11 protein-coding genes are annotated in these 12,962 nt (G+C 72.8%); 8 read left to right on the forward strand and 3 right to left on the reverse strand.

The annotated features are described in order from the left end of the window. Positions 1 to 415 precede the first annotated feature (415 nt). Together AC069K_RS00705 and AC069K_RS00710 are read left to right on the forward strand one after the other, a co-directional pair. The gene (locus AC069K_RS00705) at positions 416 to 1,720 is read left to right on the forward strand and encodes a phthiocerol/phthiodiolone dimycocerosyl transferase family protein (RefSeq protein WP_478610652.1); all 1,305 of its coding nucleotides are present in this window, start codon (positions 416 to 418) and stop codon (positions 1,718 to 1,720) included. A gap of 76 nt (positions 1,721 to 1,796) precedes the next feature. Next, positions 1,797 to 2,324 (forward strand): RNA polymerase sigma factor, encoded by a 528-nt coding sequence (locus AC069K_RS00710; protein ID WP_478610654.1) that lies wholly within the window; start codon positions 1,797 to 1,799, stop codon positions 2,322 to 2,324. Between the two features lie 24 nt (positions 2,325 to 2,348). On the opposite strand, the gene AC069K_RS00715 is transcribed toward AC069K_RS00710, so the two are convergent. Both AC069K_RS00715 and AC069K_RS00720 read right to left on the reverse strand, forming a co-directional pair. After that, complete coding sequence (locus AC069K_RS00715) at positions 2,349 to 3,041, reverse strand: YoaK family protein (RefSeq protein WP_478610656.1); 693 nt, start codon at positions 3,039 to 3,041, stop codon at positions 2,349 to 2,351. Then, on the reverse strand, positions 3,038 to 3,316 hold the full coding sequence (locus tag AC069K_RS00720) for a hypothetical protein (protein ID WP_365106813.1): 279 nt from the start codon (positions 3,314 to 3,316) through the stop codon (positions 3,038 to 3,040). Before AC069K_RS00720 ends, AC069K_RS00715 begins: the two co-directional genes overlap by 4 nt. A gap of 254 nt (positions 3,317 to 3,570) precedes the next feature. On the opposite strand from AC069K_RS00720, the gene AC069K_RS00725 reads away from it, so the two are divergent. From AC069K_RS00725 to AC069K_RS00740, 4 genes are all read left to right on the forward strand, one after another. Further along, the gene (locus AC069K_RS00725; RefSeq protein WP_478610658.1) at positions 3,571 to 4,809 is read left to right on the forward strand and encodes a phosphodiester glycosidase family protein; all 1,239 of its coding nucleotides are present in this window, start codon (positions 3,571 to 3,573) and stop codon (positions 4,807 to 4,809) included. A 116-nt stretch (positions 4,810 to 4,925) separates the two neighbouring features. Continuing rightward, entirely contained in the window at positions 4,926 to 5,171 is a 246-nt protein-coding gene (locus AC069K_RS00730) for a WhiB family transcriptional regulator (protein ID WP_365106807.1), read from the forward strand. Between the two features lie 204 nt (positions 5,172 to 5,375). After that, positions 5,376 to 6,527 (forward strand): trypsin-like serine peptidase, encoded by a 1,152-nt coding sequence (locus tag AC069K_RS00735; RefSeq protein ID WP_365106804.1) that lies wholly within the window; start codon positions 5,376 to 5,378, stop codon positions 6,525 to 6,527. Between the two features lie 194 nt (positions 6,528 to 6,721). Next, the gene (locus AC069K_RS00740) at positions 6,722 to 8,089 is read left to right on the forward strand and encodes a S1 family peptidase (RefSeq protein WP_478610661.1); all 1,368 of its coding nucleotides are present in this window, start codon (positions 6,722 to 6,724) and stop codon (positions 8,087 to 8,089) included. An 86-nt stretch (positions 8,090 to 8,175) separates the two neighbouring features. On the opposite strand, the gene AC069K_RS00745 is transcribed toward AC069K_RS00740, so the two are convergent. After that, positions 8,176 to 9,024, reverse strand: coding sequence for a hypothetical protein (locus AC069K_RS00745; protein WP_478610663.1), 849 nt, complete (start codon positions 9,022 to 9,024; stop codon positions 8,176 to 8,178). A gap of 695 nt (positions 9,025 to 9,719) precedes the next feature. On the opposite strand from AC069K_RS00745, the gene AC069K_RS00750 reads away from it, so the two are divergent. Beyond that, positions 9,720 to 11,945 (forward strand): FGLLP motif-containing membrane protein, encoded by a 2,226-nt coding sequence (locus AC069K_RS00750; protein WP_478610665.1) that lies wholly within the window; start codon positions 9,720 to 9,722, stop codon positions 11,943 to 11,945. Positions 11,946 to 12,301: 356 nt separating this feature from the next. Further along, entirely contained in the window at positions 12,302 to 12,787 is a 486-nt protein-coding gene (locus tag AC069K_RS00755) for a lamin tail domain-containing protein (protein ID WP_478610667.1), read from the forward strand. The last annotated feature ends 175 nt before the right edge of the window (positions 12,788 to 12,962 follow it).

The following is a 12,962-nucleotide window of genomic DNA, read 5'->3' on the forward strand; positions in this document are numbered from 1 at the left end:
GCGGTATACGAGCGCTCGGCAGGACTCGTCAAACGCCGAAGTTGAGCCATATCGCGTGGCGTCACGGAGGTGCGGGGTCCGGCCGGGTTAGCGCTCGGGACGCGGTGGGTATTCCCCCGACTGCGGAAGCGGGCCGGGTTCGCGGCGGTTGAGGGATACGTCACTTCGCGGGCTCTTCCAAAACCCTTGCGGGGGAATGGAATTGCCGCTTCACTGAAGCGCGATTCGGGATCCGCGCACCGGCCAATACGGTCGGCGCGCAAGGGGGAAAGGGTTCCGTCTCCGTATACGTGTTTCGTATGCGTGCTTCGTATGCGTGCGCCCCGCTCCCGCCGATCCGTGCAAGTGGCCCTTTGCGGGCGGTCGGGGCGCGGCCGGGCCCGGTATACCGCCGGGAAAGGAAAGTCGAAAGGTCATGGGGATGCAGCGCAGGTTATGCCCGGTCGAAACCCTCTACGTGGCGCAGCGGAGCCGTGCCGTGCTCTCCTGCACCGTCCGCGGCGACCTCGACGAGGAGCTGCTCGCCGCCGCGTTCGCCGCCAAGGTCGCCGAGCACCCCTCGCTGCGCTGCCGGATCGCCGTCGAGGACGGGGTGCCGGTGCTTCAGCCGCTGGCGGAGCACGAGGTGCCGCGGTTGCTGGTGCGCGAGGGCGGACGTGACTCCTTCACCGAGGAGTTCAACACCCCGCTGCCCGTCGGCGGCCCCCTGGCCCGAGCCGTCCTGCTGCGCGGCGGCGACGAGCACACCGTGATCCTCAGCGTCGACCACACCATCACCGACGGCCACAGCGCCATCGCCCTCCAGAACGCGCTCTGGGACACCTACACCCGGCTGGCCGGTGACGTACCGGGCGTGGCGGCCCAGGACAACGAGGAGTGGCCCGCCCCGGTCTCCGAACTGCTGCCCGCCGTCTCCGCGACGGAGGCCGAGGAGTATCTCGCGGGCCGCGTCGAGCGCACCCGGCAGCGGCCCGTCGTCTGCCTGCCCTACGAGGCCGTGGGTGCCGAACGCCCGCCCGGCGAGCCCGAACTCGGCGTCCGGCGCCTGCTGTTGGAGACCGAGGACACCGAGCGGCTGCGACGCTTCGCGAAGGCCGAGGGTGTCTCGGTCCACGGACTGATCGCCGCCGCCGCCCTGACCGCCGTACGCCGCCGCCTCGGCGGCGAGCCCGGGACGCGCACCCTCGGCTGCATGTCCCCCGTCGACCTGCGCGCCCGGCTCGACCCGCCGCTGGCCCGCGAAGTGATGGTGCCCGCGGTCACCTCCTGCCTGGACGTGCTCGACGTGGCACACGACGCCGACCCGCTGGCACTGGCCCGCCGGGTCACGGAGAACCTGCACACCGCCATCACCCGCGGCGACCACCTCCAGGAACTCCACCTCCTGCCCCAGGTCCCGCGGCACCCCGCCCTCCTCGCCACCAGCGTCATCGTGACCAACATGGGCCGCGTCCCCGGCCCGGTGACCCCGGACGGCCTCCAGGTCACCGACGTACGCCTCGCCCCCGCCCGCGAGCACTACTTCCCCGAGGCAGGACGCGGCCCGGTGATGGTGTGCGTGGTCTCCTTCGAGGGCCGGCTCGGCATCGAACTCCCCTACAGCGCGGGTTGCTTCACCCACGAGCAGATGGAGGACCTGCGCTCCGCCCTGCACACCTCCCTGCTCGCCTTCGCCGCGCATCGCGACGACGCCGGGGGCGCGGTGGCGGTGCCCGCGTGAGCGACGCGCGGCCGGCGCCCGGCCCGCACCCGCCCCGCACTCGTACGAGCAGACCGAGCCCAGGAGTACTCCCGCGGTGACCACGATGAACGACACGCAGGCCCCCGTCACCACGGCCCTGCTGCCGCGCGCCCAGGCCGGGGACGACCGGGCCATGAACGACATCCTCCTGCACATCGCCCCCTTCGTCGGCCGGCTCTGCCTGCCGATCGCCCAGGGCCACAGCTCCGACGCCGCCCAGGAGGCCATGCTCGCCATATTCCGCGGCATCCGCGGGCTGCGCGAACCCGAGGCCTTCTACGGCTGGGTCCGCGCCGTCACCGTACGGGAGGCGGTCCGCACCTCGAAGCGGCTCAGCCAGGGCCCCACCGACGACCTGACCGACCGCGCCCTGGACGGCAACCCCCTGGACACCGTCCACATCTCCGACGCCATGGACCGGTTGCCCGACCACCACCGGCAGGTCCTCGTGCTGCGCGCCGTCTACGGCATGAACGAGGAGGAGATGGCCCGGACCCTCGCCCTCCCCGTCGGCACCGTCCGCTCGCGGCTGCACCGCGCCCGCCGCAACTTCCAGGACGCCTGGCACCAGCAGTCGGCGTGAGAGGGCGGCCCGCCCCGCCGCCGCTCACCCCTGGGCGGACCAGGCCGCCAAAGCGACGGCCGTGAGCAGGAGCAGCGCCGGGGCCAGCGCCGCGGGCGTGCCGTGCCGCGTCTGCAGCAGCCCGCCCGCCAGCGCCCCGCCGAACATCGCCGCCACCGAGAGCACCCGGCGAACGGTGGCCGGCCCCGGCCGGTCGGCGGCCAGGCCGGTGAGGGTGAGCGTGAGGACGGTGGTGGTGAGATCCGGCACCGCGATCGTGCGGACCACCGCGTTCTGCGCCCCCATGCCGAACGCGAGCAGCACGATCAGTACGTACGCCGTGTGGTCCGCCAAACCCGTCACCAGCGCCGCCGCCACCAGTACGGCGTGCACCGCCACCAGCAGGGCGAACAGCCGCACCGGCCGGGCGATCAGCGGCGCGATCCGGCCGCCGGCCGTCGCGCCCGCCAGGAACGACACGCCCGCCACGGTGGAGGCGACGGCGGACAGCCCCGTCCCGCCCGCCAGCGCGAATCCGAGGAAGACCACGTTGCCGGTCATGTTCGCGACGAAGACATGGTGCAGACCCAGATAGCTCACGGCGTCCACCAGACCGGTGACGAAGGTGAGCACGACGAGCAGCGGCGGCAGCACGCCGTGGTGCTCCGGGGCGCCGGGGAACATCCGCGCGCCCCAGCGGCGCAGCACGGCGACGACGTGCGGACGAAGGGCCCTCACACGCCTCCCTCATCCGCCAGCGGGTTCTCCGGCACGATACCCGGGCCGGGGAAGTCGGGGTCGTCCTCGGCGCGCGGCAACGGCCGGTGCCCCTCGGACCAGTCGTTGGTCCACCCGCACACGCCACAGGCATACCGCCCGTCCAGCCCGGCCACACGCGTCCCGCACTTGCGGCACTCGGCGTGGGTGATCTCCGGTGTCACCACCGTGGAGGGCGCCGGGGGCGTGGTGCCATGAACTTCACCCGGGGTGGAGCCGGTCGGTGAAGTGCTCATGTGCTTCTCCAGGTCTGCTGGTTTTCCGCTTCGCCGCCCTGTGGGACGCGGCCCGGTTCAGCACCGTTCCCGGGGGAGCGGGACGCCTCTGAGCGTACTGCGGCATGCCGCTCGATCCGAAGCCGCCGCCGGAGCCACCGCACCGGCTTCCGGGGGCCGTTCCCGGCCATCGTGTCGAGCCTGCCCGTGGGCCGCCGCGCCCCTCGCTAGGCTGCGGCTGCCGGTGCTGAGTGGGTCTCAGGAGAAGAGGCGCGATGGGGTGGTCCTGGGGCTGGACACGCGTGGCGGTGACCGGGATCGCGGCGGTGGGCATGGTCGTGGGCCAGGGCGCGCTCGCCCCGGGCGCCGCCCGGGGCGCACCGGCCGTCGGATACGGGCGCTCGGTGGCCGTCGCCCCCGGCGTCTCCTACCGGAGCTTCACCGTCACCGCCTCCCACGGCCTGACGCGCGGTCACCTCGTGGTGGCGGAGCTGGACAACCCCCGCGTCAAGGTCGACCTCCTCACCCCGGGCGCGGTGGCCGCCCGGGCGAAGGTGACCGCGATGGCCGACGCCCAGGGCGCGGTCGCGGCCGTCAACGGCGACTTCTTCAACATCAGCGAGACCCAGCACCCCGGTGTGGAGGCCACCGGCGCCTCCTCCGGCCCGGCCATCGCCTCCGGCCGCCCGCTGAAGGCCGCCGTCCCCGACGGCCAGCGGTTCGGCCCCGCCCTGCCGCCCGGCACCAGCGCCCGGGACGTCATCGGCGTCGGCCCGGCCCGCACCGGACGCCTCGACCGCCTCACCCTGGAGGGCGCGGTCGACACCCGCCGGGGACGGCTGCGCCTGGACGGCCTCAACCAGTACGCCGTGCCGGTGGACGGGGTGGGCGCCTTCACCACCAAGTGGGGCTCCGCCTCCCGGGCGCGGGCCGCGTGCGGAACCGACGTGGTGCGCGGCGCTCCCTGCACCACGGACACCTACGAGGTGACGGTACGGCGCGGCCGCGTCGTCAGCACCTCGGACGTCCTGGGCGCGGGACCGATCCCGGCCGGTACGACCGTCCTGGTGGGGCGTGAGAAGGGGGCGTCCGCCCTGCGCGCGCTCGAACCCGGCGACCGGGCGACGCTCGGCCACCGGCTGCAGAGCACCCGGGGCCCGCTGACCTTCGCGGTGGGAGGTATGCCCGTGCTGCGCGACGGCACCCCGCTGACCGGGCTCGACGACCGTACGGCCGCCACCCGTACCGGCGCCGGAATCGGCGGCCACGGACACCGCCTCTACCTCGTCACCCTGAACGGCGCGGCCGAGAGCGACGCGGGCCTCACCCTGGCCGAACTCGCCCGCCTGCTCGCGGACATGGGCGCCGACGACGCGGTCAACCTCGACGGCGGCGGCTCCTCCACCCTCGCCACCCGGGGCCCCGGCGACCCGGGCGTCGTCGTACGCAACCGGCCCCCCGGCAGCTTCGAACGCGCCGTCGCCAACGGCATCGGGGTCTTCGCCCGGCGGTGAGCCGGCCTCCTCGGACGCGGTCCGCTTTGAACGGACCGTCAGCGGCCGACGTAACAACGCGCAAGACCCCTACGGGAGTCGATCGCGTCACTCGTTGCCGAGGAGGGAGCCTTCTTGTGAACTGGCGAAAGCGTGCGGCGTGCCGTACCGAGGACCCGGAGCTGTTCTTCCCGACGTACAGCAGGCGTTGCGCGGACCAGCAGCTGGCCGAGGCCAAGGCGATCTGCCGCAGATGCCCGGTGACCACCGCCTGCCTGGAGTGGGCGCTGTCGAACAACGAGAAGCGCGGGGTGTGGGGCGGCCTCAGCGAAAGCGAACTGCGGAGGCTGAAGCGGATCTCGGTGCGGCTGGACATCGTCTGATCCGGCGTGCGGGGGTGGGCCCGAACTGCGGTCCACAGGGTCGTGGTGGCGGCCCGGTGCCGAGCCGCAGCGACCGAACGCCTGCGGCGCCACAACAGCCGCTTCGGCAGAGCCGGTTGGCCGAACGGCAAGGGGTGGTTGAACGCCCGGGGGCGCGGTGCCGTATCAACCGGGCAGTAGCGTGTCGCGCCCGAGGAGGAGCCCGTGCCTTTTCGCCGTCTTCGCATGGTCGGCCGTCTTCGCCGTCGCCTTCGGGGGCCGGTCGTCTGGTTGCTCGTCGCCGTGGTGGCCGGTGGACTCGCGTACACCGTCACCAAGAGCTCCACAGGACCACAGGGCGGTTCCGGCCCGATCGGCTCCGCCGGTCCGGCCGGGGCCGCGCGGCAGGCCGACCCGGGCCGGACACCGGGGGGCTGGCAGGACTGGAGTGTGGGGCGGTGGCTGCGGGGCGCCGCGGACTTCGTCAACCCCGTGGTGGACGGGTTGTGGGGGCCGGAGCGGATGGCCGGCGCCACCGAGGGCGAGCGCGCCTTCGACGGCCGGCACATGCCCCGCGGTGTCTCCGACCCCGAGCCGGACGCCGTGCCCGCCCGCCCCGTCGCCCGACCTTACGGCGACCACGAGCCCACCGCGGGCCGGCTCTTCTTCGACACCCCCAAGGGACCCGCGGCCTGCTCGGGCACCGTGGTGCGCGACCCCGCCCACCCGGGCCGGTCCAACCTGGTGTGGACCGCCGGACACTGCGTCCACTCCGGCAAGGACGGCGGATGGCTGCGGAACATCGTCTTCGTCCCCGGCTTCGACAAACGGGGGCCGACGGCGGCCGGGGCCTCCAACAGCGCCGCCCCGCTGGGCATCTGGTGGGCGGACTGGGCGCAGACGTCCCAGCAGTGGATCGACCGCGGTACGGCAGGCGCCGGAGCGGGAGCGGCCTTCGACTTCGCCGTACTGCACGTACGCCCGGCGGCGGGGGCGGTGAAGTCGCTGGAGGAGACGGCCGGGGCGGCGGCGGACGTCGGTTTCGACGCCGAGCTGTCCGGGTCCCGCGGCCCGGTCGACATCGTGGGGTACCCGGCGGGCCGCCCCTTCGACGGCTCGTCCCTCTTCCACTGCGCCGACCGGCCGGGGTCGTTCTCGGTCGCGGCCGAGCAACCGGACATGTACCGCATGGGCTGCACCATGACCGAGGGCTCCTCCGGCGGGGGCTGGCTGGTGCGCCGGGGTGACGGGGGGCTGGTCCTCGTCTCCAACACCTCGCTCGGCTCCCGTCCGGCCGCATGGCTCGCGGGACCCCATCTCGGTGCGGACGCACGCCGGCTCCTCACGGAGGTGAGCGGCAGGTTCGCGGGCCGGTGACGAGGCGGGGCGGAGTGCCGGTTCGTGTGCAGCGGTCGGGCCCAGTTGGACGGCTGTGCGACTTTGCTGACTGATCGTCAATAGTGTTCTTCCGCAACGAAGGTGAACACCACACGCGTCCCGTCCGTACCTAGGAGCGCACACCTTCCACCCCATTCCGATCGGTTACGGAACAGATACCAGGAGGCGGCGAGTTGACTCACAGGCGCATACCCAAGCGGCGGGCCGTGATGGCGGGAGCGGGGGCCGCGGGCCTCATCGCAGCGGCCGTACTGCTCCCACGTGCGAACGCGTCACAGCCACAGTCCGCATCCCCGCCCGGAGCCGCGAACGGAAGGATGAACACCGCGGCGGCGGCGCTCGCGGTGCGCGGGCTGGCCCAACAGCTCGGTGACACGTTCGCGGGTTCGTACTACGACGCCGCCAAGCAGCAGGTCATCGTGAACGTCGCCGGTAACGACCGCAACGCCGACGCCCAGGTGAAGAAGGCCGGGGCGGTACCGCGCGCGGTGCGCAACAGCGCGGCCGAACTGCGCTCGGCGGCGCACACCCTCGCCCGTACGGCGACCATCCCGGGGACCGCCTGGGCCGTCGACCCCCGGACCAACCGCATCGTGGTCTCGGCGGACCGGACGGTGAAGGGCGCGCAGTGGGCCAGACTGGAGAAGGCCGTACGCGCCCTCGGTGCCGACACGGCCCGGATCCAGAAGTCCGCCGGGCAGTTCAAGGCGTTCAGCGAGGGCGGTGACGCCATCTTCGGCGGCGGCGCGCGCTGCTCGCTGGGCTTCAACGTCACGACCCAGGACGGCAAGCCGGGGTTTCTCACGGCGGGCCACTGCGGTGTCGCGGCCAAGAAGTGGTCCCTGAACGCGGGTGGTGCCCCCGCCGCGACCGTCCAGAAGGCGACCTTCCCCGGCAACGGCGACTTCTCCCTGCTCACCTACGACGACGCCGCAACGCAGGCTCCCAGCGCAGTGGACACGGGGGCGGGGAAACTGGTCGAGATCACCGGCGCGGCCGACGCGACCGTGGGGCAGCGCGTCCTGCGTATGGGCAGCACGACCGGTCTGCACGACGGTACGGTCACCGGTCTCGACGCCACGGTGAACTACCCCGAGGGCACGGTCAGCGGGTTGATCCAGACCGATGTCTGCGCCGAGCCGGGCGACAGCGGCGGGTCCCTGTTCACCGCGGACGGCAGCGCCATCGGACTCACCTCGGGCGGCAGCGGGAACTGCACCGCCGGCGGCGAGACGTTCTTCCAACCGGTCACCACCGCGCTGACGGCCACGGGGGCGACGATCGGGGACGGAGGCCAGGGCCAGGGCCAGGGCCAGGGCGACGGGCAGGACCAGGGCCAGGGCCAGGGTCAGGACCAAGGCCAAGGTCAGGAATCCGGTGGGTCAGGTGCCTCGGGTCGTTCGGGTGGTTCGGATGCCTCTGGCGGCTCCGATGCCACCGGCGGCTCGGGCGGCTGGGGTGGCTCGGATGACTCGGCCGGCTCCGGTGCGGGGGCCGGGATGATCACCATGAACCCCGTCCCGGATGGCGACCGGCGATGAGCGAGGCCGGCTGAGAGGGACGTGGCCACCCCGTTGCGGATGTCTGGGCACCGGGGTGGCTACGACGTGAGGGCCGCCCGCCTCCGTCAGGCGGTCGCGGCCGCGGGCGCCGAGGCGGAAGCCGTGGCGGGGGCATCCACGGCTTCCGGCGCGGCGGTGGGTGCCTCGGCCTTCTCCTCCGACTTCTCGGCGGGCGCCGACGTGCGGCCGGCCGTGTAGAAGACGGAGCCCTGCTTGCGCTCGCGCTCCAACTCGCCCTTGGCGACGAGTGCTTCGAGGGTGTTGCGGACCACCTGGGGGCTGGTCTTGCGGTCCGGGTGGGCGGTGGTCAGCTCGGTGAGGATGTCGGCGACCGTACGCGGCTCCTGGTGGCCCGCGAAGAGACCGAGCACCACCTCGCGCAGGGTGGGCCCACTGCTTTCCGCGCCCTTGGAGGCCGACTTCCTGGGCCGGGCGGCGGCCTTCTTGGGGCTCGGAGCCGTCTTGGCGCCCTTGGCCGCCTTGGCCGTCTTGGTCTTCGTCGCCTCCTCCACCTCCTTCGCCTCCGGCTTCTGGGCCCGGGCCTTGCGCGGCTTGGGCACCGCCGCGGCGGTGGGTGTGGCCGCGGAGGAGGAGGCGGAGGCCGCGGCGGGAGCCGGTGCCTTGGCGGTGGACTGTGCCTTGGTGGTGGGCTGCGCCTTGGTGGTGCGCTTGCGCGTCCCCTTCGCCGTTTCGGCCGCCGCCGACGCCTGCGCCGCCGCGCCGGCCGTGCTGACGAGGGTGTGCTGCATGGTTTGCAGCAGACCGTGGTCCCGCTCCAGGGCTTCGAGTTGCCCCTTCAGTGTGTCGAGTTCCGCGCGGATGCGTGCCTGGTCCTGCTGGTTGGCTTCCAGGTCGGCGGTGACGCGCGCCGCGTACTGGTCCTTGAGTGTGGTGAAGTCCGGCTCGTCCGCCATGAGAATTCGCTTTCCTCGTGCTGGATGTTGCCGCCGGATGCTACCCATCTCTGCGGCAACAGCACAGGTGAGTGCGCACAAGATTCACACGTTGGAGACACCGCGGGCCGTACACCGCCGTCGCCGAGGTGGGGGGTTGGAGACGGTTGCCGGCCCTGGGGGCGTGCGGAGCGTGCCTCTTTCCGCCCTGCACTCCCGTGCGCCGTACCCGCGAGGGAAACGAAGAGGTGGCGCCGGAGCGTCAAACAAGTGCACCCGAACGGGGACGGCTGGGGAGGCCGTGCGGTTACGAGGGGGACACTGTGGGACGCAGGCGGAAGACGTGCGGATTACCGGTGGCGGTGCTGACGGTGCTGCTCACAGGGGTGTCGCTCCTGGGTATGGCGGGGCCGAGCACCGCCAGTGGTGTGCGGGGGGTGGCGGGGGTGACGACCGTAGCGGCCGGACGGACACCATTGCTGTCGGACCACGCACTGTCGTCTCCTGTGGCGGGTCCCGCTCCCGCCAAGTCCCAGGCTGAGCAGGAACCTTCGGGGTCCACGTCTCCGGCGGAGCGGACATCACCGGCGGCGGAGCCGGATCCGGTCACGCCGAAGCCAAGCCCGTCCAAGGCCACCCCGTCCAAACCGACTCCGTCCCAACCCGCCCCGTCCAAGTCCACGACACCACCCGTCAAGCCCACGCCGACGGTGACGGTGACCGACCCTCCCCTGTCTCCGCTGCTCTCGGCGCAGCCGAGGACGGTGAAACAGGGCGGGACCGTGGTCGTGTCCGGCAGCCGCTTCGACTGCGGGGCGGACGCCGGGACACCGGCGGGCCCGCTCACCCTGACCGGCGACCTACCGGCTCCGATCGCCCTCCGCACCGACGCGTCCGGTGGGTTCTCGCAACCGGTCAAGGTGCCCGCGAAGGCACCGCCCGGACGGTACCGCGTGGTCGCGACCTGTGACGCGCGCCCCGCCATGACGCAGAAGGTCACCTATGAAGTGGCGGCGGCGGATCCGGTGGTCCGACCTCCGCGCCCCACCCCGTCCCTCACGCTCTCGCCCGGCACCGGGGCTCCCGGGACGAAGGTGGAAGTGTCCGGGAAGGGGTTCCTGTGCGGGAGCCCCGCCCGTCTCCTGTGGGACACGGCGGACCTGCCGGGCTCCAGCGCGACCGCCGGGACGGATGGCGGACTCTCCGGCTCCTTCGTCGTCCCGCCGGGCGCCGGCGCGGGTACGTACCGGGTGACGGCGACTTGCGAAGCCGCGCCCGCCGGTGGCGGAAGCACCACCGGTGCTCGGCCGGGGGAGGCACAGGTGGGGGCCGCCGAAGCGCTCTCCGCCTCGCGGACCTTCACGGTGACCCCACCCCCCGTCACCCCGCCGCCCACGGGGAAGTACGAGATCACCATCCATATGACGGACTACCCCGCCGCCTGCACCTGGGGGAGGATCCTGATCGGCGGAAAGGGGCTGCTCGACCCCTGGCTGGACGCGGACTCGTACAAGGGCGACGCCGCGCCCGGCCACTGGAGGTTCATCGACCTCCATGCCTACATTCCCCCGGACATGAGGGGCCACCAGCCGGTGGACCTCGACTGTCCGGAACGCGCGGTGGAGCGGGCGGGGACCATCGACCTGCCGCCCGAACCCTTCACGGCGTACTTCCTGCCCCAGGGCTCTCCGGTCGAACACCACAAGGAGTCCAGGTCCGGCGTCCTGCCCAAACCCGACCTGCCCGGGATCACACCTCTGTCTCCCACCCCAACCCCCACCGCCACGTCCGCCTCGAACACCCCCGACTCCGGCCGCACCGACTCGCACAACGGTGTGGCCGGGCCCGAGGCGTCCCCGGGGCCCAGTGGATCCGCCGAACCACCGGACAGGGGCGAGCAGGACGGACACCACGGTCGCCCGGCCGGGCTGGTGGGCAGTATGCGCACCCCGGCGGACGTGTCCTGGGCGCTCAAGGACATCGCGGGGTCGGTGGGTATGGCCGCGTGGTTCCTGCTGCTCGTGCTGCTGCTGGAGAAGGCCTTCCCCTCGCAGCTGGCGGACAACGCGCTCAGCCGCTGGTGGCGCCAACGCCGGGCGGAGCGGTCGGTGTCGACGGGCGCGGCCCGGTTGCCGGGCTGGCTGCGGATGGGCTGCTTCGCCCTGCTCGGCGGGGCGCTCATCGTCTGGGCCGACGCCACGGCCCACTGGAACGGGTCCACGGTGGGCAAGGTACTGGGAGCGGCGGTGGGCACCCTGCTGGTCCTGGTGACGTACGAGAAGACGAAGGACTCCCTGCTGCGTCCCGGGCGGGGCGGTATACGAGCCGAGTTGAGGGTGGTTCCGGCGGGCCTTGTCCTGGCGGTGCTGATGGCGACCCTCTCGCGCGGCCTGGCGTTCCCCGTCCCGTACGTGTACGGGCTGGTGGCGGTCTACATGGTGCTCGGCACCACACCTCCCGCCCCGCGCACCACGCGTCACACCATGCCGAAGGGGCAGGCGGTGATGATCAGTGGCATCTGCGTCCTGAGCGCCTCCCTGCTGGTGTGGGTCCTCGGGACACCTTTGATCGAGGCGGGGCGTACGGCCAGGCCCGACGGCCTGCACCACGCGCTCGCGTACACGGTGGGGCTGGTGGTCGTCGGCGGTATCGAGGTCGTGGTGTTCGGGATGCTGCCGCTCTCCGGCATGGACGGACGCGCCCTGAAGAGCTGGAGCAAACCGGCGTGGTACGGCCTGTATCTGCTCGCCCTGACGCTGTTCTTCCACGTCCTGCTGAACTCCGTACACCCCGGCCTCGGTCCGGGATTCGTGGTCTCCAAGGATCTGCGCTGGTGCACCCTGGCCATCGCGACCGCCCTGTTCCTGGCGGCCTGGGCGTTCTCGCTGGGCCTGCGCAGGCACGTGGCGAGGCTGGAACGCGGGGCGGCGGCGGTGGGCTGAGTGACAGGGCGGTGCCGTGCTCGGAAGCGGGCGTCCCCCGCCGGTGGTAGCGGCGGCGGCCGGGGATTGACGCCCGGCGCGAGCCCGGGCCCGGTCGTCCGTCGGGGCGACGCGCGACACGCGGCCCTGTTACAGAAGGGCGGGGCGGCCGAGCGGGTGGCGTACGGACGCTGGGGAGTTGACATAAGTGGTGGTTACGGAAATGTCCGGAATTCGTAAAGAGCGTCGGGTCGACGGGTCTTGATCGCTCCGGCGGGCCAGAGTGTGGCTCCTCGGCACCAGCCGGGAACCTGGCCCGCCCCGTCACCGGTCCGACCAGAGCCTGGTCCGGGGCTTGTCCTTGAGAGAGCACGCACATGACTGCTTCGCGCACCAGCCGCCGTATCCTCGCCACCGTCCTCGCCGGGGGCGCCCTGATCGGCGCCGCCGCCCTGCCCGCCGCTGCGGACGGCCACCACCGGCACGCCGACCGCTCCACCGTGGTCATCGGCAAGGTGCAGTACAACAGCCCCGGCCGCGACGACCGCTCGAACCGGAGCCTCAACGGCGAGTGGGTGGAGGTCATGAACACCGGGCGCCACGCCGTCAACCTGCGGGGCTTCACCCTGACCGCCGGCGACGGAGCCCGCTACCGCTTCCACGCCATGCGCCTGGAGGGGCACTCGGCGGTCAAGGTCCACACGGGCGTGGGCCACGACACCAGCCGTGACGTCTACCAGGACCGTCACAACTACGTCTGGGACAACCACCGCGACACCGCCACCCTGCGCAACGACAACGGCCGGATCCTCGACACCGCCATGTGGGGCCGCACCCACCACGAGGGCAACCGGCACCACTGACGCCGGTCGGTGAACCGCCCCGCGACAGGGGCGGTCCACCGCGCGCAACCCTCGCACCACCGGACGCTCGCACTCCCGCGCGGCGCGTCCCGCGGCCACTTCGGCCGCCGGGCGCGCCGCGCTCCGTTTTCCGGGCGGATTCAACTCCCGAGCGGCGTCGGCCCGGCACGGATGT

The organism is Streptomyces sp. NPDC043908, assembly GCF_056435525.1.